22 protein-coding genes are annotated in these 18,656 nt (G+C 67.2%); 12 read left to right on the forward strand and 10 right to left on the reverse strand.

Annotation, left to right across the window (positions count from 1 at the left end; genetic code table 11):
• Nucleotides 1–247: 247 nt before the first annotated feature.
• The 7 genes from GH664_RS21590 to GH664_RS21620 form a co-directional block, all read right to left on the reverse strand.
• Nucleotides 248–1,762: an IS66 family transposase gene (locus GH664_RS21590; protein WP_153170184.1), complete on the reverse strand. Its 1,515-nt coding sequence runs from the start codon at nucleotides 1,760–1,762 to the stop codon at nucleotides 248–250.
• Nucleotides 1,763–1,823: 61 nt separating this feature from the next.
• Nucleotides 1,824–2,153: an IS66 family insertion sequence element accessory protein TnpB gene (tnpB, locus tag GH664_RS21595; protein WP_194270461.1), complete on the reverse strand. Its 330-nt coding sequence runs from the start codon at nucleotides 2,151–2,153 to the stop codon at nucleotides 1,824–1,826.
• Nucleotides 2,150–2,530 carry a transposase gene (locus GH664_RS21600; protein WP_256219479.1) on the reverse strand — a complete coding sequence of 127 codons (381 nt, stop codon included), beginning with the start codon at nucleotides 2,528–2,530 and terminating at the stop codon, nucleotides 2,150–2,152. The genes tnpB (GH664_RS21595) and GH664_RS21600 overlap by 4 nt, the downstream gene beginning before the upstream one ends.
• A 161-nt stretch (nucleotides 2,531–2,691) precedes the next feature.
• Entirely contained in the window at nucleotides 2,692–3,759 is a 1,068-nt protein-coding gene (locus GH664_RS21605) for an ABC transporter ATP-binding protein (protein ID WP_228111660.1), read from the reverse strand.
• Nucleotides 3,756–4,769, reverse strand: a complete 1,014-nt coding sequence (locus tag GH664_RS21610) for an ABC transporter ATP-binding protein (protein WP_153170186.1) — start codon at nucleotides 4,767–4,769, stop codon at nucleotides 3,756–3,758. Before GH664_RS21610 ends, GH664_RS21605 begins: the two co-directional genes overlap by 4 nt.
• Nucleotides 4,766–5,692 carry an ABC transporter permease gene (locus GH664_RS21615; RefSeq protein WP_153170187.1) on the reverse strand — a complete coding sequence of 309 codons (927 nt, stop codon included), beginning with the start codon at nucleotides 5,690–5,692 and terminating at the stop codon, nucleotides 4,766–4,768. Before GH664_RS21615 ends, GH664_RS21610 begins: the two co-directional genes overlap by 4 nt.
• Entirely contained in the window at nucleotides 5,689–6,666 is a 978-nt protein-coding gene (locus GH664_RS21620; RefSeq protein ID WP_153170188.1) for an ABC transporter permease, read from the reverse strand. Before GH664_RS21620 ends, GH664_RS21615 begins: the two co-directional genes overlap by 4 nt.
• A gap of 178 nt (nucleotides 6,667–6,844) precedes the next feature.
• Between GH664_RS21620 and GH664_RS21625 the strand changes: the two genes are divergently transcribed.
• Nucleotides 6,845–7,243 carry a RidA family protein gene (locus GH664_RS21625; protein WP_153170189.1) on the forward strand — a complete coding sequence of 133 codons (399 nt, stop codon included), beginning with the start codon at nucleotides 6,845–6,847 and terminating at the stop codon, nucleotides 7,241–7,243.
• A gap of 25 nt (nucleotides 7,244–7,268) precedes the next feature.
• On the opposite strand, the gene GH664_RS21630 is transcribed toward GH664_RS21625, so the two are convergent.
• On the reverse strand, nucleotides 7,269–8,087 hold the full coding sequence (locus GH664_RS21630) for a class I SAM-dependent methyltransferase (RefSeq protein ID WP_228111661.1): 819 nt from the start codon (nucleotides 8,085–8,087) through the stop codon (nucleotides 7,269–7,271).
• Between the two features lie 50 nt (nucleotides 8,088–8,137).
• Nucleotides 8,138–9,739 carry an ABC transporter substrate-binding protein gene (locus GH664_RS21635; protein WP_153170191.1) on the reverse strand — a complete coding sequence of 534 codons (1,602 nt, stop codon included), beginning with the start codon at nucleotides 9,737–9,739 and terminating at the stop codon, nucleotides 8,138–8,140.
• Nucleotides 9,740–9,908: 169 nt separating this feature from the next.
• Here GH664_RS21635 and GH664_RS21640 point away from each other — a divergent pair, with 169 nt between their 5' ends.
• The 3 genes from GH664_RS21640 to GH664_RS21650 are packed head-to-tail and all read left to right on the forward strand — an operon-like array spanning nucleotide 9,909 to nucleotide 11,854.
• Entirely contained in the window at nucleotides 9,909–10,916 is a 1,008-nt protein-coding gene (locus tag GH664_RS21640) for a sulfate ABC transporter substrate-binding protein (RefSeq protein WP_153170192.1), read from the forward strand.
• A 30-nt stretch (nucleotides 10,917–10,946) separates the two neighbouring features.
• The gene (locus tag GH664_RS21645) at nucleotides 10,947–11,162 is read left to right on the forward strand and encodes a molybdopterin-binding protein (RefSeq protein WP_153170193.1); all 216 of its coding nucleotides are present in this window, start codon (nucleotides 10,947–10,949) and stop codon (nucleotides 11,160–11,162) included.
• A gap of 11 nt (nucleotides 11,163–11,173) precedes the next feature.
• Nucleotides 11,174–11,854, forward strand: coding sequence for an alpha/beta hydrolase (locus tag GH664_RS21650; protein WP_153170194.1), 681 nt, complete (start codon nucleotides 11,174–11,176; stop codon nucleotides 11,852–11,854).
• Between the two features lie 20 nt (nucleotides 11,855–11,874).
• On the opposite strand, the gene GH664_RS21655 is transcribed toward GH664_RS21650, so the two are convergent.
• Nucleotides 11,875–12,987 (reverse strand): hypothetical protein, encoded by a 1,113-nt coding sequence (locus GH664_RS21655; RefSeq protein ID WP_153170195.1) that lies wholly within the window; start codon nucleotides 12,985–12,987, stop codon nucleotides 11,875–11,877.
• Between the two features lie 315 nt (nucleotides 12,988–13,302).
• Between GH664_RS21655 and GH664_RS21660 the strand changes: the two genes are divergently transcribed.
• The 8 genes from GH664_RS21660 to tnpB (GH664_RS23950) form a co-directional block, all read left to right on the forward strand.
• Nucleotides 13,303–14,394 carry a sigma-54-dependent Fis family transcriptional regulator gene (locus tag GH664_RS21660; RefSeq protein ID WP_153170196.1) on the forward strand — a complete coding sequence of 364 codons (1,092 nt, stop codon included), beginning with the start codon at nucleotides 13,303–13,305 and terminating at the stop codon, nucleotides 14,392–14,394.
• Nucleotides 14,395–14,452: 58 nt separating this feature from the next.
• The gene (locus GH664_RS21665) at nucleotides 14,453–15,661 is read left to right on the forward strand and encodes an acyl-CoA dehydrogenase family protein (protein WP_153170197.1); all 1,209 of its coding nucleotides are present in this window, start codon (nucleotides 14,453–14,455) and stop codon (nucleotides 15,659–15,661) included.
• Nucleotides 15,662–15,758: 97 nt separating this feature from the next.
• Nucleotides 15,759–16,328, forward strand: coding sequence for a hypothetical protein (locus tag GH664_RS21670; RefSeq protein ID WP_228111662.1), 570 nt, complete (start codon nucleotides 15,759–15,761; stop codon nucleotides 16,326–16,328).
• Nucleotides 16,329–16,376: 48 nt separating this feature from the next.
• Nucleotides 16,377–16,946, forward strand: coding sequence for an RNA polymerase sigma factor (locus GH664_RS21675; protein ID WP_153170198.1), 570 nt, complete (start codon nucleotides 16,377–16,379; stop codon nucleotides 16,944–16,946).
• Nucleotides 16,939–17,457 (forward strand): anti-sigma factor, encoded by a 519-nt coding sequence (locus GH664_RS21680; RefSeq protein ID WP_228111663.1) that lies wholly within the window; start codon nucleotides 16,939–16,941, stop codon nucleotides 17,455–17,457. Before GH664_RS21675 ends, GH664_RS21680 begins: the two co-directional genes overlap by 8 nt.
• A complete protein-coding gene (locus tag GH664_RS21685; protein WP_153170199.1) occupies nucleotides 17,454–17,909 on the forward strand; it encodes a periplasmic heavy metal sensor in 456 nt (151 codons plus the stop codon). Before GH664_RS21680 ends, GH664_RS21685 begins: the two co-directional genes overlap by 4 nt.
• A 225-nt stretch (nucleotides 17,910–18,134) precedes the next feature.
• Nucleotides 18,135–18,530, forward strand: coding sequence for a hypothetical protein (locus tag GH664_RS21690; RefSeq protein WP_153170200.1), 396 nt, complete (start codon nucleotides 18,135–18,137; stop codon nucleotides 18,528–18,530).
• On the forward strand, nucleotides 18,527–18,656 hold a 130-nt coding region (tnpB, locus tag GH664_RS23950; RefSeq protein ID WP_194270462.1), incomplete at its 3' end, for an IS66 family insertion sequence element accessory protein TnpB. The genes GH664_RS21690 and tnpB (GH664_RS23950), both read left to right, overlap by 4 nt.

The following is an 18,656-nucleotide window of genomic DNA, read 5'->3' on the forward strand; positions in this document are numbered from 1 at the left end:
CGAACAGGACCGTGAAACAAGACCGCGCCGATGATAGTGAGGTCCGCCCTCGTGAAAGTAGGTCATCGTCAGACTAACCCCATCACTCAACGCCCGAGACCACTCCTGGTCTCGGGCGTTCGTGCGTCAACGCGTCAAAAAAACATGTAGATCGATTGAATCGGGCGACCGCGAGGACGATGTCATGTGAAGTGGTGCCGAAGTGCTCGCGCTGTAAGCACCCGGCGAACCCGTCTTGCCGTTTCGCTCAGGCGCGGACGGCCGGCTGCCAGCGATGCGGCAGCAACTCCCCAATCCGGCTGTAGGGCTGGGTCGGCAACCGTTCGAGCACATCCTTCAGATACGCGAAGGGCTCGTGGCCGTTGAGGCGTGCGGATTGGATCAGGCTCATGATCGCAGCGGCACGCTGGCCCGCCCGCAGGCTCCCCGCGAACAGCCAGTTCTTGCGCCCGAGCGCAATCGGCCGGATCTGGTTCTCGATCCAGTTGTTGTCGATGGGGACGCGACCGTCGCCCACGTAGTGCGTGAGCGCCGCCCAGCGTTTGAGGCTGTAATCGATGGCGCGGGCGATGCCCGAGCCGTTGGGAACCTGGGTGCGTCGCGCGAGCAGCCACGCATGCAGGCGTTCGAGGAGGGGACGGGCCTTCGCTTCCCGTAAGCGCAGCCGGGCGTCGATGTCGAGTTCGAGCGCTTCGCGTTCGACACCGTAGAGTTGGCCGATGGCCTCGAGCGCCTCGCTGGCGATCTGGCTCTGCCCCTGATTGGCAAGATCGAAGAACTTGCGCCGCGCGTGCGCCATGCAGCCGGCTTCCTTCACGCCCAGCGCGATTAGCGCCTTGTAGCCGGCGTAGTCGTCGCAGATCAACGTGCCGCGCCACTCCCCCAGAAACGCCTGGGCATGGCGGCCCGCGCGGCTGTCGGCGAAGTCGTAGACCACGGCCTTGATCGGATCGAACGCGCCAACGCTGTAGGACCACAGGTAGGCGCGGTGCGTCTTGCCCGCACCCGGGTCGAGCATCGCCACCGGGGTCTCATCCGCGTGCAGCACGGGGTGCGCCAGCAAGTCGGCCTTGAGTGCATCGACCAGCGGCTGCAGATGCACGCCGCTTGTGCCCACCCACTGGGCCAGCGTCGATTGCGGAATCGCCAGTCCAGCCCGACCGAAGATGCCTTCCTGGCGGTAGAGCGGCAGATGGTCCTGGTATTTGGCCACCAGCACTTGGGCGAGCAGCCCGGCGGTCGGGATGCCTTTGTCGATGATGTGTGCCGGCACGGTTGCCTGCACCAGGGTCTCGCACGCCGCACACGCCCACTTGCCCCGGATGTGGCGCTCGACGGTAAAGCGGCCCGGGGTGTAGTCGAGCTTCTCGGCGACGTCCTCGCCGATGCGGCGCATCTGGCAGCCGCAGGCGCACGTGGTCGAATCAGGTTCGTGACGGATCTCGGTGCGCGGCAGCTCGGGCGGCAGCGGCTTGCGCCGGGCCTGCCCCTTGGGCGTCGATGTGCCGGCACCGGGCTGGAGCTGCTCGAGCTCTTCGCTCATCGCCGCCAGGTCGGCCTCGGCGGTTTCCTCGAAGAGCTGCACCTGCTCGCTCGACAGGCGCTCGGCCTTCACGCCGAAACGATGACGCTTGTGCAGCGCCAGCTCATGCGTGAGCCGCTCGATCTTGGTCTGACGCCACACGAGCTCGCGCTCCTGCTCGATGAGCAGGCGGCGCAAGGTGTCGGCGTCCAGTTGGTCGAGGTCGGCGGGCAGCGGCATGGGCGGATCATGCCCGGGCACGCCTTGCCGCACCATCGGGGCATCCGCCGATGGCGTCCGCTCAGAGTGTCCGGATCACCCCGCCATCGCCGAGCCGCTGCCACGGCAGCCCGAGCACCAGCGCATCGAACTGCGCCCGGGTGAGGGCGACACTGCCCTGGCCCTCGGTCCAGTGAAACCGCCCCTGATTCAAGCGCCGGCACGCGAGCCACACCCCGAAACCGTCATGGATCAGCACCTTCAGGCGCGTGCCGCGCCGGTTGCTGAAGAGATAGGCGTGATGGGGCTGTGCTTCACCGAACACGCGTACCACCTGCGCGAGCAGCGTGTCCATGCCCGCGCGCATGTCCAGGGGCGCGACCGACAGCCACAGGGCCTCAATGCGGATCATGCAAGCCACTCGCGCAGCCACGCCCCGCACGCATCGGCCGCCTGGAGCGGCCATTCGACCTTCACACGTGCATTGCCATGTTGCGCTTCAACTCGGATCACCGGCGCCTCGACGGCGGTGGCGAACTGCACCGGCATAAAGCCCGGCTCAGCCAACGCGGTGAGCTCTGCGCTGCCAGGCTTGCGCCGGCTCGGTGGCGCGATGCCGCGCTCGCGCATCCAGCGATGGACCTGATTGGCGTTCAGGCCGTTGGCCAGGGCCACGCCGGCCACCGAGACGCCCGCCTCACAACATGCCGAGACCACCGAGCGCTTGAATGCTTCGCTGTGCGTGCGCCGGCCTCGGCGCGGAATGACCACATCCATCGTGTCCACCATCGAAAATTAGTGGACACGATCTTCAAGGGGCTAAGCGGCTGGGGGAAGGCGGGTTCGCCGGGGGCTTACCTCGCGCTCTCACGATGGGTCAGACATAGGGGAGGCAGAGCATAAGCATCCGTGAAAGCGACCCGCTGACGCGCCTGAGCGACGGGCACCAATCAAGCGCCATTCAAATGACACGCTGACACGTGCCCAGGCGCGATTTCCTGCAGATATGGCGCCTCGAGCCGGCAGCGCTCGAACGCGTGCGGACATCGTGGATGAAAATGGCAGCCGCGCGGTGGGGCGAGTGGGGAGGGGAGTTCGCCCTGGATCGCGAGGAAGCGCTTCTTTTCCACCTTCAGGGTTGGCGCCTCGGCGAGCAGGCCCTGGGTGTAGGGGTGGGCGGGGCGGCTGAAGATCTCGGCGCTGGGGGCGCTTTCGACGATGCGACCAAGGTACATGATCGCCACGCGGTCGGACAGGTGACGCACAACGCCGAGGTCGTGGCTGATGAAGAGGTAGGTGAGGCCAAGTTCTTCGCGCAGCCGCATGAAGAGGTTCAGCACCTGGGCCTGGATGGACACGTCGAGGGCGGCGACGGCTTCGTCGCAGACGAGGAACTCGGGCTTCACCGCGAGCGCGCGGGCGATGCCGATGCGGGCGCGCTGGCCGCCGGAGAACTGGTGCGGAAAGCGGTCGGCCACGGCCGGGTCGAGGCCGACCTGGCGCAGCAGGGCGGCGACGAATTCTGCTTGTTGAGTTCGGTCGATCAGGCCATGCACGCGCGGCGCCTCGGCCAGCAGGTCGCGCACGCGCAGGCGCGGGTTCAGCGACGCGTACGGGTCCTGGAAGATCATCTGGATGCCCAGGCCGGCGCGGCGGCGTTCGGCTTCGGGCAGTGCGTCGAGGTCGGTACCGCGCCACAGGCGCCGGCCGCTGCTCGGTGCGTGCAGGCCGACGGCGATGCGGCCCAGGGTGGATTTGCCACAGCCGGATTCGCCCACCAGGCCGACGACTTCGCCGCGCGCGATGGAGAGGTCGACGCCGTCCAGCGCCTGCACCATTGCGGCGGGTTGCAGCCATCCCAGGCGTTGGCCGAGGCGTTCGACCCAGTCGGGTTGGGCACCGAAGGTCTTGCGGATGGCTTTCAGCTCCAGCAGCGGGGCGATGGTCGACCCGTTCGCCGGTGCCTGGGCAGGGGCTTCCTGCAGTGCGGCAGTTCGAGCCGGTTGAGGTGCGCTCACGATTTCAACCCTTCCGCAGCCGACAGCGGATGGAAGCAGCGCGCGACATGGCCGCGCGCCAGTTCCACCTCTGGCGGAGTCTGTTCGCAGAGCGTGCTGGCGCGCGTGCAGCGCGGGCGGAAGGCGCAGCCTGCGGGAAGTTCCTTCAAAGAGGGCGCCATGCCGGGGATCTGGCGCAGCGGCTGCGGGCGTCCGGCTTTGTCCGGCTGCACGTTCGCCGCCGGCGTGGAGTCGAGCAGTCCGCGGGTATAGGGGTGGGCGGGCGTTTCCAGCACCTGCGCCGTGCTGCCCTGTTCGACGATCCGGCCGGCGTACATCACGCATACCCGGTCCGCGAGGCCGGCGACCACGGCGAGGTCGTGCGTGATCCAGATCAGCGCGGTGCCGGATTCGCGGCACAGGGTCTGCATCTCGAACAGGATCTGCGCCTGGATGGTGACGTCGAGCGCGGTGGTGGGCTCGTCGGCGATGATGAGATCGGGCGCATTCAGCAGCGCGATGGCGATCGCCACCCGCTGGCGCATGCCGCCGGAGAGCTGGTGCGGATAGGCGCGCAGGCGCTCGTCCGGCGACGGGATGCCGACACGGGCGAGTGCGTCGCGCGCCATCTCGCGCGCGGCATCGCGGCTGACGCGACGGTGCGCGCGCACCGTCTCGATCATCTGTGTGTCGATGCGCAGCACCGGATTCAGCGTCATCATCGGATCCTGGAAGATCATCGCGATGCGATCGCCCCGTAGCGCGCGCCATTCGCGCGCCGGCAGGCCACGCAGCTCGCGACCCTTGAGGCGGATGCTGCCGCCGGTGATCTCGCCCGGCGGATCGACCAGGCCGAGGATGGAAAAGCCCGTCATTGACTTGCCCGAACCGGATTCGCCCACCAGGCCCAGCACCTCGCCGGGCGCGACGTTGAAGCTGACCTCATCGACCGCCGTCACCGCGCCGCCGAGGCCGGCGAAGCGGGTGGTGAGGCGGCCCACGACCAGGGTGGGCTCGCGTTGCGCGTTCATTGCGATTGCAGCCTCGGGTTGAGCACGTCGCGCAACTGGTCGGCGACGAGGTTGATCGCGAGGATCAGCAGCAGCAGCGCCACGCCGGGGAAAACGCTGATCCAGTAGCGGCCGGAATAGAGGTACTGGAAGCCGTTGGCGATCAGCAGCCCGAGCGAGGGTTCAGTCACCGGCAGGCCGAGGCCGAGGAAGGACAGCGTCGCCTCCAGGGCGATCGCCGCGGCCACCTGCAGCGCGGCGACCACGATCAGCGGCGGCAGGCAGTTGGGCAGCAGGTGGCGGAACAGGATGCGCGGCGTCGACAACCCGAGCAGGCGCGCCGCCTCGATGTATTCCTTGCGCCCCTCGACCAGCGCGGCGCTGCGCGTTGTGCGTGCGTAGTAGGCCCACTGCGCCGCCACCAGCGCGATGACGATCTTGTCGATGCCCTGGCCGAACAGCGCCAGCAGGATCATCGCCACCAGGATGGACGGGAAGGACAGCTGGATGTCGGCGATGCGCATCAGGACGGCGTCGAAGCGCCCGCCGAAATAGCCCGCCGCCAGCCCCAGCGCCATGCCGATGGCCAGCGCCATCAGCGTCGCCACCACGCCGACGCCGACGCTGATGCGCAGCCCATAGAGGATGGCCGACAGCATGTCGCGGCCCTGCTCGTCGGTGCCGAGCAGGTAGGTGAGCCGCCCGTCACCACTCGCGCTGCCCGGCGGCAGGCGGCCGTCGAGCATGTCGAGCTGCATCAGGTCGTAGGGGTTCTGCGGTGCCAGCCAGGGCGCGAGCAGCGCCGCCAGCACGATGACCAGCAGCAGCGCGAGGCCGAACAGCGCGACGCGGCTCTCGGCATACATTCGCGCCAGGCGGCGCAGCGGGCGCTCGACTTCGGAATCGGCAGGGGAGGCGGCCGGCGGGGGCGACGTCTCGCTCATGCCCTTGCTCCGGCCAGCCGCACCCGCGGATCGAGCGCCGCATACAGCAGGTCGACCGCCAGGTTGATCACCACGTACAGCGTGACCACCAGCAGCAGGTAGGCCACCACCACCGGGCGGTCGAGCTGGGTGATGGAATCGAGCAGCAGCTTGCCCATGCCCGGCCAGGCGAAGATGGATTCGGTGACCACCGAGAAGGCGATCAGCGATCCGAACTCCAGCCCGACCACGGTGACGATCGGGATCAGGATGTTCTTCAGCACATGCACACCCACCACGCGCGCGTTCGACAGCCCCTTGGCACGGGCGAACTTCACGTAGTCCTGCAGCAGCGCCTCGCGCGTGCCGCTGCGGGTGAGGCGGATGATCAGCGACAGCTTGAACAGCGCCAGGTTGGCCGCCGGCAGCAGCAGGTGGCGCCAGCCATCCGCCGTCAGCAGCGAGATCGACACGCCGAGCACGTCGACGGTCGGGCCACGCCCGCTCGCCGGCAGCCAGCCGAGCTGCACCGCGAACACCATGATCAGCATCAGCCCCACCCAGAAGGTGGGCAGCGAAAAGCCGAGGATGGAGCCGGCCATGATCGCGCGCCCCGACCATGAATCCGGCTTCAGCCCGGCCCACAGCCCCAGTGGAATGCCCAGCAGCACCGCGATCAGCATCGCGACGACGGCGAGTTCCAGCGTCGCTGGCAGCCGCTCGACGATCAGCCCGAGCGCCGGCACGCCGTGGATGAAGGAATTCCCCAGATCGCCCTGCAGCGCGTTGCCGAGGAAGCGGCCGTACTGCACCCACAGCGGCTGGTCGAGGCCGAGCGATGCAGCGGCGCGCGCCGTGTCGTCAGCCGTGGCGTTCGGATCGACGAGCAGATCCAGCGGGTTGCCGATCGCATACACGCCGGCGAACACCAGCAGCGACATGACGAACAGCACATTGAAGGACTGGAGGATGCGTCGGAGGATGAAGAGGGGCATTGGAAGCGGGATCGAAGCGTAGTGAGGCCACGCCGCGCAGCATTCGAAGGTCGAAACTGCGCCCAAGGATAGCAGCCGGACGCCGTTTGGACGATCGTCGCCGGTTGGCGGAGCGAACACCGTCCATGGAACAATTGCGACCTGACAATTTCTGCGACACGTCACGGAGGAGCGACACATGGAAACCACGGTCATCAACCCCCCAGAACTCTTCGTCGGCAAGGCCTTCAGCCAGACCTTCTCGGTCGAGGGCGCCAAGCGGCTGGTGTTCATCGCCGGCCAGATCGACTGCGACCGTGACGGCAGGGTGCGCAACCCGGGCGATCTCGAAGCCCAGCTCAAGGGCACGCTCGACAACCTCGACATCGCGCTGCGCGCGCAGGGCGCGACGATGCACGACCTGGTGAAAGTCAATGTCTACATCGTCGGCCTGCAGCCGGCGCAGACGCCGAAGATCCGCGACATCCGCGCAGCCTATTTCAGTGCGGAGAAGCCGCCCGCGCTGACGCTGGTCGGCATCGAGCGGCTGTCCATGGACGGCCTGCTGGTCGAAATCGAAGGCATCGCTGCCGTCTGATCGGCTGGCCGTCGCCTGCACTGCCTCAGGGCGCGGCCACCTTGACGAACTTCAGCGTGAACTTGTCGCTCTCGCCGATGGCGACGTAGCGCGCGCGGTCCACATCCTTCATGCGCAGGCTGGGCGGAAGCGTCCACACGCCCTGCGGGTAGTCCTTCGTGTCGCGCGGGTTGGCGGCGATTTCGGAGCGGGCGACGAGCTTGAAGCCGTGCTGCTCGAACAGCGCGATGGTTTCGTCCTCGCGCAGGTAGCCGGCTTTCAGCTGCTCGTCGCGGGGCCGGTCGTTGCGCGCGCGATGATCGACGATGCCCAGCACGCCGCCCGGCTTCAGCACCGTGTGAAACTCGCGCAGATGCTCGTCGGCGTTGCCGTCGGTGATCCAGTTGTGCAGGTTCTGGAAGGTCAGCAGCAGGTCGACCGAGTTCGGCTTCACCGTGTCGAGCAGGCCTGGCGTGTGCGCGATCTCCACCTTGCCGTACAGCGCCGGCTGGCTCGCGATGCGGCCTTCGATCACCTCATGCTCGGCCTTTGCCGCCGGTGGGTTGTGCGGGCCGGCATGGAGCGCGCCAATGTAATGGCCCTTGTCGCGCAGGTAGGGCGCGAGGATCTCGAACCACCACGCGCCGACGCTGGGCCACACCTCCAGGACCGTCTGATCGGGGCGCAGGTCGAAGAAGGCCAGCGTTTCGGCCGGTTTGCGGGCGGGGTCTCGCGCGCGGTTCCTCTCGGCGCGCTGCGGGCCGTCGATCCAGCGCTGAAGGTCGGCATCGGCGGCCGATGCCGCGGGGGCGAGCAGCGGCAGGGCGAGGGCGAGGGAGAGCAGGATGGGGGTGAGGCATCGCACGGGTCGGGCTCCGGTTGGATTGATCGGGGAGGACAGCTACACGGTCGCCATCACCTTACGCTGTGCACTTCGTACGCGTAGGTAAATTCGTCGATGCGGCCCTTGTAATTCAAGCCCTTGCGCAGCGCCCACGTGGCGATCTGATGGTGCGACGGGATGACCGCGTAGTCGCTCATCGCGGCCTTCACCGCCTGCCGCGCAAAATCCTCGCGCTTGGTGGCGTCGACCGAGCCGAGCGCCTGCTGCACCAGCTTGTCCACCGCCGGATTGCTGTACTTGCCCCAGTTCCAGGTGCCCCAGCCGGTGTCCGGGTTGGGCGTGCCGACGATGGAGCGCAGCGTGAAGTCGCTCGCCAGCGAGCCCCAGCCCAGCATCGCCATGCTGTAGTCGCTGGCGCGCGCCTTGCCGAAATACACCGACAGCGGCTGCGTCTCCACCTTGGCCTGGATGCCGACGCGGTTGAGGAACTGGGCAACGGTCTGCACCACCTGCTCGTCGTTGATGTAGCGGTTGTTGGGGCCGTGCAGGGTGAGGCCGAAGCCGTCGGGGTAGCCGGCGTCGGCGAGCAGCTTCTTCGCACCCTGCGGATCGTAGGCTTCGACCTTCAGCTCGGCGTTGTAACCGAAAATGCCCGGCGAGTTCAGGTTGGAGGCCGGCTGCGCCAGCCCTTCCAGCGTGCGTTCGACCAGCGCCTGGCGGTTGATCGCCTTGGAGATCGCCTGGCGCACGCGCACGTCCTTCAGCGGATTCTTCGCCAACGGCTTGCCGGCCTTGTCGGTGACGAAAGGCGAGACGTCACGGAACTGGTCGAGCTGCCAGAAGAGGGTGCGCCAGGTGGTGTGTTGCGCCAGCCCGACCTTGGGGTTGCCCTTCAGCTTTGCCAGATCGGCCGGCGGCACCGCCTCGATCAGATCCACGTCGCCGGCTAGCAATGCGGCCAGGCGTGGTGCGTCGCTGGCGAGCACCTTGAACTGCACCTTGTCCCATTCCGGCTTCGGTCCCCAGAAGGCGTCGTTGCGCGCGATCTCGATGCTCTCGCCCTTGCGGAAATTCACCAGCTTGAAGGGGCCGGTGCCGATCGCCGCAGCGCCGCTGTTGAACTGCTCCTGCGTGGCCTTGGCCGCGGCCTTCTTCGACACGATGAAGATCGAGATCAGGTCGAGCGGCAGCGGGCCGTAGGCGCTCGTCGTCTTCAGCCGCACGGTGTAGCGGTCCACCGCCTGCCTGGCGACGATGGGCTTGGTGTAGCTGGTGAAGGGGCCGGGGCTGGCGGTGATCTGCGCCGGTCGGTCGAGCGAGTAGAGCACGTCGTCGGCGGTCATCTCGCTGCCGTCGTGGAATTTCACGCCGCGGCGCAGCTTGAATTCCCAGGTGGTGTCGTCGATCGCCCTCCACGACTCGGCCAGCGCCGGGATCAACCTGCCCTCGGGGTCGACGTCGACCAGCGTGTCGTAAAGATGGTGGTGGAAGGCGATGTTCGGGCCGCTGTTGAAGAAGTGCGGATCCAGCGTCGTCACTTCCGATGACAGGCCGATCTTCAGCTCCGCCGCCACGGCCGGCAGCGTGGCAGCACAGCCCGACAGCGCGACGGCGAGCGCGGCGGTCCTGAAGGCGAGGGGAACGGAAGGGCGGAATTTCGGCGTGCTGGCCATGCGTGCGGCTCCGGGCGTTTCTTGCTGGAGGCCGAACGATAGCGCAAACGGCTTCGGGAACCGAAGGCCTGTGGCGAAATCGAATAAGCAATGCGTTTTTTCTTGGTTCGGTGGATTCGGCTGGCGCGATAGATTTTCGCCATCAACCAACGACTCTGGAGAGAACGTCATGCGTTTCAACGCCACCCGCCGCACCCTGCTGGCCTTCGCCCTTGCTGCCGGCCTCGTCGGCAGCGCCCAGGCGGCCACCACGCTACTCAACGTGTCCTACGATCCGACGCGCGAGCTGTATCAGGACTTCAACCCCGAATTCGCCAAGTACTGGAAGGGCAAGACGGGCGAGGACGTCACCATCAAGCAGTCCCACGGCGGCTCGGGCAAGCAGGCGCGTGCGGTGATCGACGGGCTGGAAGCCGACGTCGTCACGCTCGCGCTGGCCTACGACATCGACGAGGTCGCCCAGATCGGCAAGAAGATCCCCGCCGACTGGCAGAAACGGCTGGCGAACAACAGCTCGCCCTACACCTCCACCATCGTCTTCCTGGTGCGCAAGGGCAATCCCAAAGGCATCAAGGACTGGGGCGACCTGGTCAAGCCCGGGGTCGACGTCATCACGCCGAACCCGAAGACCTCGGGCGGCGCGCGCTGGAATTACCTTGCGGCCTGGGGCTACGCGCTCAAGCAGCCGGGTGGCAGCGAGGCCAAGGCGCGCGAGTTCGTCGGCGAACTGCTGAAGCACGTGCCGGTGCTCGATTCGGGTGCCCGCGGCGCGACCAACACCTTCGTGCAGCGCGGCATCGGCGACGTGCTGCTGGCGTGGGAGAACGAAGCCTTCCTGTCGGTGAACGAGCTCGGCCCCGACAAGTTCGAGATCGTCGTGCCCTCGGTGACGATCCTCGCCGAGCCCCCGGTCACCGTGGTCGACGGCGTGGCGAAGAAGCGCGGCACCGAGAAGGTCGCCCAGGCCTACCTCGAATACCTGTATTCGCCGGTCGGCCAGACGATCGCCGCGCGCCACTACTACCGGCCGATCAAGCCCGAACTTGCCGATCCCAAGGATGTGGCCCGCTTCCCGAAGGTGAAGACCTTCACCATCGACGAGCTCGGTGGCTGGCAGAAGGTGCAGAAGACGCACTTCGGCGACGGCGGGGTGTTCGACCAGATCTACGCCAAGTAACCCACAGACCCCGAACGGAGGATCGTGATCATGACCATCCAGGCCATCAACGTACGCAACCAGTTTCGCGGCAAGGTGAAGGAAATCATCCGCGGCGACGTCGTCAGCGAAGTCGACGTGCAGACGTCGTCGGGCATCGTGACTTCGGTCATCACCACGCGCTCGGTGGACGAACTCGGGCTCAAGCCCGGCTCGGACGTCGTTGCGCTGGTGAAATCGACCGAAGTGTCCATCGCCACGCTCTGAGCGAGGCTGACGTGCAGCACACGACCCTGATCGTCCCCGGCTTTCACGGCAGCGGTCCGCTGCACTGGCAGACCTGGATCGAACATCGGCTGGCCGGCGCGCAGCGGGTGCGCGGCATCGACTGGGAGCAGCCGGTCCTCGCGCGCTGGGCGGGTGCGGTGCGCGACGAAATCGATGCCGCGCCGCATGCGGTGTTTCTGGTGGCGCACAGCTATGGCTGTCTTGCCAGCGTGGTGGCGGCTGCCGATCGGCCAGAGAAGGTGGCGGGGGCGCTGCTCGTCGCACCTGCCGATCCGCAGCGCTTCGGTCCCTTCGGCCTGCGCGAAATGGCCGACGAAGGCAGCTCGGTGGCGGCCTGGCTGCCCGACACGCCGCTGGAGTGTCCCAGCATCGTGGTCGCGAGTCGCAACGATCCCTGGGTGAAGTTCGACAGCGCGGCATTCTGGGCCGAGCGCTGGGGCAGTCGGTTGATGGACGTCGGCGATGCCGGACACATCAACACCGAATCCGGCTACGGTCCCTGGCCGTTCGGCCTCGACCTGCTGGTCGCCATGCAGCGTGTGCATGACGACGTCCCCCTGGGGGCCATCTCGAGCCAGGCGAATTCGCAGCGCGGCCGCCACGGCGCCCTGGCGCGGATCCGGCATCACACCCGCTTCACGCTGAATCGCCTGGCGGGATGCGATATCTGAGCGCGATCTCTGCCGACGGGTCAGGAGATCTCGCGGATCTTGAACGGAGAGTGTGCCAGCGGTTCCGCATGTCCCGGACTGGTCGCGATCAGGGTTCCGCCCCTGCCGCTTCCATGCGACTTCACGTGCCAGCCCAGCGGCGGGGAAATGGTCCGTCTGGCCTCGTCGACGATCCATCCTTCCGAGACATCGACCGTGCTGCCATCGCCATGGTGGGTAAGGATCCAGCCTCCCGAGGGGTGCCTGCCGCGGTTGTGCGCAACGCCCTTGATGGCGTAGTCCATCGGAATGTTGATGACGCCGCCGCGGGAGAACAGGAATGACCTGACATCCCAGCCGGCGGGGATCTCGATCGTCCACAGCCTGGTTCCGTCCTGCTGGCCTTCCTCCCAGGCCTTGTCCGCAGCGCCGCGCGTCTGCGGGGCGGGCTGGGTGTCGCGGTACAGCCTGCCGTCGACCGACATGACGATTTCGTTGCTGCCGGTCACTTCGATGCCGGTGATGCCGGCCTGGCGCAGTGCCGAAACCATCAGCGCCACTGCCGATGAAGGTGCGGCCGTGCTGCTGGCCGAGCCCAGGGTCGCTCCTGTCGTCATGTAGCGAGCGCCCATGCAGGCTGCCAGCGCGATGGTCACCAGACCCTTCGAATTCTTGTTTCCCGCGACGGATTTCACCCGTGTGTTGTTCGCCACGGGCGACAGACCGTTCCGGGTGAGCCAGGTGATCAGCAGATCGGCGGCAACGGACGAGGTCACGCCGGTCTGCTCGCTCATCCAGATGGCACCCTCGCCGTCGCCATGGGCATTGACGCGAAGCTTGCCGGTGCGTCCGGGGTCGTTGATCCATCGGACGAGATTCTGAGCGGTCACGCTGACGGCGCCGGTCTCGAGGTCGGAGATGCTGATGGCGCTCGCGACATAGCCGTCAGGCAGGTCATCGACGGCAGCGAGCTCGTCGGGCGTGATGATGCACTTGTGCTTGCTATCCACCGGGCTCAGCAGGAATCGCTTGAGTGAGTCCGCTGTCTGCTTCGCGGCCTGATGTTCGGCCTGTTCCCGGATCTGGCTGGCGAAATCGTAATGTCCGTCGCGTGCCAGTACGTGCAGATCCCAGAAACGATCGTAGTTCGACATGAGCTTTCTCTCCTGGCGGCACACGGCGCTGCAGGAAAGGTAGCACAGCCGCGGCGCGCGCCGCCTTGAGGATCGTCAGAGCCCGTGTGACCGCCCGCATGGCCGGTCGGAGACCGGGCCAAAGCTGCGGGCCTGCCAGCGGACACGCATTGGCGCCAACGTGGAAAGGAAAGCAGAAATCCTTCGTTCATGTTGCGGTGCCCACAAACTAAGCTTTCGACATGACGATGCAAGCCGTCTCGCGGTGGGCGAGGCGGCGGGAAATGCCCCAACGCACCATGAAAAAAATCCGATCGCGTCCGCGGAGAGAGCCAATTGAACGAATCGAACACCGCAAGGCTGCTGACCTTGCCCAACGCCGGCCAGGCGGCGCTGTCCATCCGCGCCAAGGCATTGATCTTCCACGACGCCAAGTCGCTGAGACTGCTGCGCCAGGTCGAACTGATCGCACCGAGCGAGGCCAACGTGCTCATCATCGGCGAGACCGGCACCGGCAAGGAGCTCGTCGCGCGCCATGTCCACGCCCAGAGCGGACGCAGCGGTCCCTTCGTGGCCGTGAATTGCGGCGCCTTCAGCGAGAACCTGGTCGAGGCCGAACTGTTCGGCCACGAGGCGGGCGCCTTCACCGGGGCGCAGCAGGCGCGGCCGGGCTGGTTCGAGGCCGCCAACGGCGGCACGCTGTTCCTCGACGAAGTGGGCGACCTGCCGCTGCCGATGCAGGTGAAGCTGCTGCGCGTGCTGCAGGAGCGGCAGGTGGTGCGGCTCGGGTCGCGCAAGCCGATTCCGGTCGATGTCCGGCTGGTGGCGGCGACCAACGTCAATCTGGAAAAGGCCGTGCAGGCCGGACACTTCCGTCTCGACCTCTACTACCGCCTGAATGTCGCGCCGATCGAACTGCCGCCGCTGCATGAGCGGCCGGGCGACATCCTGCCGCTGGTCGATTATTTCATCGAGTACTACCGGCAGCGCCTGGATATCGCGGCCCCCCGCCTGAGCGCCGAAGCCCGGACCGAGCTGGTGAATTACAGTTGGCCCGGCAACATCCGCGAGCTCGAGAACGTCGTCCATTTCGCGCTGATCGTGTGCCAGAACGGTGTGATCACGCCTGCCGATCTGCGCCTGCCCGGCCGCGTGGCCGGGTTGGGCGGGCAGGGCGCAGCCTTGCCGGCGGACGGTTTCGAGGCGATTCGCGCCGGGTTGCGGCAACTGCTCGACGACGACACACCGGACCTCTACGAGCGCATCGAGAGCCTGGTCTTCACCACCGCCTTCGACTACTGCCGCGAGAACCAGGTCCGTACTGCGCGCCAGCTCGGAATCTCGCGCAACATCCTGCGCACGCAGCTCAAGCACTTCGGCCTGATCGGAGACAGTGCCGCCGACGCTCTGGCGGCTGCCGGCGCCTGAGCCAACGCCGCATTCATATCAACTGGACCGGCCAGTCGGCCGGAGAGGACCTCTTACGATGAGCTTGACCACGCACGACATTGTTGATGACAGCGTGCAACTCGACGCCTCACCGGCTGCCATCACAGCCAGGCTGGCCGGGCGCTTTGCAGAGACTGCCGCCGCCCGCGATCTCGCCGGCGGCACACCGAAGGCCGAACGCGACCTGCTGCGCGGCAGCGGCCTGCTGAAGCTGAGCATCCCGATCGAATATGGCGGCCTCGGCGCGAACTGGACGGACACCCTCGGGGTCGTGCGCCAGCTCGCGCGCGCAGACAGCTCGGTGGCACACGTCTTCGCCTTCCATCACCTTCAGCTCGCCTCGGTACGGCTGTTCGGCACGCCTGCGCAGTGGGAGCCGTGGCTGTCGGAAACGGCGAGCCGCAACTGGTTCTGGGGCAACGCGCTCAACCCGCTGGACAGGCGCACCATCGCCAGCCGGGTGCAGGGCGGGCGCGAGTTCTCCGGGCGAAAGACTTTCTGCTCCGGCGCGCTCGACTCCGACATGCTGCTGGCCTCGGCCGTGGAGGACAGTGCCGACGGCAAGCTGATCATCGCCGCGCTGCCGACGAAGCGCGCGGGCATCACCCTGTTCGAGGACTGGGACAACATGGGCCAGCGCCAGACCGACAGCGGCAGCGCCCTGTTCGAGCGCGTTGCAGTGGCAGAGCACGAGATCCTGTCCAGTCCCGGCCCGCTTTCTTCGCCCTTCGCCTGCCTGCGGCCGCTGCTGGCGCAACTGATCTTCGTGAACATCTTCCTCGGCATCGCCGAGGGGGCGGTGGCCGAGGCGCGGGGCTACACCCGCACCCAGGCGCGCCTGTGGCCGGCTTCGCCGGCTGCGCAGGTGAGCGAGGATCCCTACATCCTCGGCCATTACGGCGATTTCTGGCTCACCCTGGAAGCCACGCGCAAGCTGGCCGATCACGCGGCGGCACGCTTCGACGCCGCGTGGGCCGAAGGACTGGCCCTGACCGAGGCCGGGCGCGGCGAAGTGGCCCTGGCCGTTGCAACTGCCAAGGTCACCGCCACGCGCGGCGGGCTCGACCTGACCAGCCGCATCTTCGAAGTCACCGGCGCACGCTCGACCACGGCCGCGCTGCGCCTCGACCGCTACTGGCGCAACCTGCGTGTGCATGCCCTGCACGACCCGGTGGACTACAAGGTGCGCGAACTCGGCGACTGGGCGCTCAACGGCAATTATCCGAAGCCGTCGTTCTATTCCTGAGCATCCGGGCCGACCCCCGACCACCTGCACGTACGCAGAGTCGCTGGGTATCGTCGATCAGGAAGGGCGCGAGCGGCAGAATGGGGGAACATTTTCCATGCCCGTTCGTTTCAATGGTCAGGACGGCAAGACCGCCCGCTTGCAACCAGGACAAAAGGACTCCATCGATATGAACGCCCACGCTCCCGCCCGACTGCTGGCCATCGGCGCCTTTGCCATCCTCGGCAGCGTTTTCATGACGCCCACGGCATTCGCCGCCGACACCCATCAGCACGATGCGCACCCCGCAGTGCTGAAGCTCGATCATGGCGCCAAGTGGCAGACCGACGCTGCGCTGCGCCAAGGGATGGAGGCGATCCGCAACTTGCTCGCGAAGGCAATGCCTGAAGTGCATTCAGGTCGTTTCGACAATGCGCAATATGGCGCCCTTGCCCAGCGCATCGAAGGGCAGGTCGGCTACATCGTGAAGAACTGCAAGCTCCAGCCCGAAGCAGACCAGGTGCTGCACGCGATCATTGCCGAGATCGGCCAGGGCGTCGATGTGATCGGCGGACGCGCGGGTGGCACCCAACGGGAAGAGGGCGTCGTCCACCTTGCGCGCACCCTTGACGATTACGCCGCGCACTTCGATCACCCCGGCTGGAAGGGCTTGAAGACGGGGCACTGAGCCGATCGATGAGTCAGCGCGCATGGCAACGACAACCTCGCCGCCGGCATGAGTGAAGCGCTTCCGGCGCTCGATGTCGACGATGTCGCCCGCGCCCAGGCGGGCGACATGGCTGCGTTCGCCGCGCTCGTGCGCCGCCACCAGGACCGCGTGTTCCGCTTCGTCCTGCGCATGCTCGATGCCCGCGACGAAGCGACGGATCTGACGCAGGACGTCTTCGTCAAGGCGTGGCAGGCCTTGCCCGACTGGCGTCCGGAGGCGAGCTTTTCCACCTGGCTGCTGCAGATCGCGCGCAACGCCGCGCTCGATCAGTTGCGCCGCCGGCAGCTCGTGCAATTCGCTCCGCTGGAGGACGGCATGGACGTCGCCGACGCTGCGCCGGGGCCGGAGGCTTCCTACGCCGGCCGCCAGCAGCAGGCGCAACTCGACCGCGCCCTGCGGCGGATCGCCGCCGAGCACCGCGAGATCCTGCTGCTGCGCGAGGTCGAGGGACTCGCCTATGGAGAGCTTGCCCGCGTGCTGGGCATTGCCGAGGGCACGGTGAAGTCGCGTCTCGCGCGCGCCCGCGCAGCGCTCCTTGAACATTTCCACCCGCATGCGGGAGTCACTCATGAATAGCACCTGCCCCCCCGACGAGGCGCTATCGGCCCTGGTGGACGACGCCTTGCCCGCCGAAGCGCGCGCGGAAGTGCTCACCCACAGCGCCCGTTGTCCGCACTGCGCAGCCCGGCTGGCCGAGTTCAGGGCTCTGCATGACGCCTTCCTTGCGCTGCCCGCCGTATCGCTTCAGGTCGATTTCGGCGCACGGGTCGTTGAGCGCTTGCAGGCCGCGGCTGAACCGCGGGTGCAGGCGTCGCGGCACAGGGGATGGCGGGCGCGTTTGCGGTCGCTTTTCCGTCCGCTGACGGCTTTCCCGCTCGCCTTGTCGCCCTATGCGGGGGCCGCCGCTGCACTCGTGATGGGTGTGTGGCTGGGCGGCATGTTGCTGCAGGTGGTGGATTCGCCATCGCAACCATCGCCGCCATCGGCGAACGTCACCCTTGCCGCCATGAGCCTGTTCGACGCTGTCCCCCCCGGAAACCTCTGTCCCCGCGCCGACGCCTGCGGCCCGATTCGGAGCGCACAATGAAACCCAGGAGCCTTCGCCTTGCCCTGCTGCTGTCGGTCGCGCTCAATCTCGGCGTCATCGCCGCGGTGGTGCTCGAACGCGTCCGGCCGAGCGCCTCGCCCGCCCCCAAGCCCCCGCTGCATCAGATCCTGGTGCTGGACGAAGCGCAGCGCGCACGCTGGGAAGCAGCCGAGCGCCCCTTCCTGCAGCAGTTCGACAGCGCCAGCGCCCGGCTCGAGAGCCATCGCACCGCCCTCGTCCAGGCGCTCTTCGCCGACACGCTCGATCCCCGACGCATCGAATCCGAACGCGCCTCGATCGCCGAATTGCAGCAGGCGCAGCAGCGCATGATCATCGACCAGCTCATCGCCGAACGGGACATTCTCGACGCGCGGCAGCGCGAGAAGCTTCTTGGGCTGCTGCTGGATCAGCCACGCACGCGCAGCACGGTCGAAGATCTGCACACGCGCTAGGCGCGCGCACCGGCAGCGCACTGCTGCCAGACATGCCGATAGTCACGGCGGGAGCGTCGCCACACTGCCTTGTCGAGTGCTGCGTCAGCCAGTTCGGGATTGAGCCGGACCATGCGGTGCCGGATCCTCATGTTGGGTTGTAACCGTCCGAGCAACCCCGTAGTTCCCGGTCAGCGCTGAATCGCCGATCGTTGTGGCTCCCGAACTCACTTCTGGAGAGCGACGATGATGGAGCAGGACAGACTGATGGCGCTGGAAGAACCACCGGCTCAGCACCGTGACGAGGTGGCCGTTCAGCGGCGGATACACCGCGACGATGCATTCTGGTGCTCGCATGAGCAGCAGCGGCGCCGGCAAGGCTTGAGCATTCCGCAGTATTGCCAGGCTACCGGCCTGGCGCTGTCGACGTTCCGGCACCGCATCAACCGCCTGGCCGCTGCCGAGGCAGGGTCGGCAGTGGGCGAAGCCGGCGGCCGCTTCATCGCGCTCGTGCAGGCGGCCTCCTCGGGGCAGGTCGATGCGATGCAGATCGAAGTCGTGCTGCCCGCGTCGATGACGCTGCGCCTGCACGGGGCGGCTGCGCGGCAGGTGCTCGATCGCGTGCTGGCGCGGCTGCCGTGATCCTGTCCTCGGCGATCCGCGCCCACGTCTATAGCGAGGCGGTGGACATGAGGAAGTCGATCGATGGGCTCGCGCAGATCGTGTCGCGCTGCATGGGCATGAACCCGCTCTCGGGTCAGGTGTTCG

The organism is Thauera sp. 2A1 (assembly GCF_009469595.2).
Taxonomy (GTDB): Bacteria; Pseudomonadota; Gammaproteobacteria; order Burkholderiales; family Rhodocyclaceae; genus Thauera.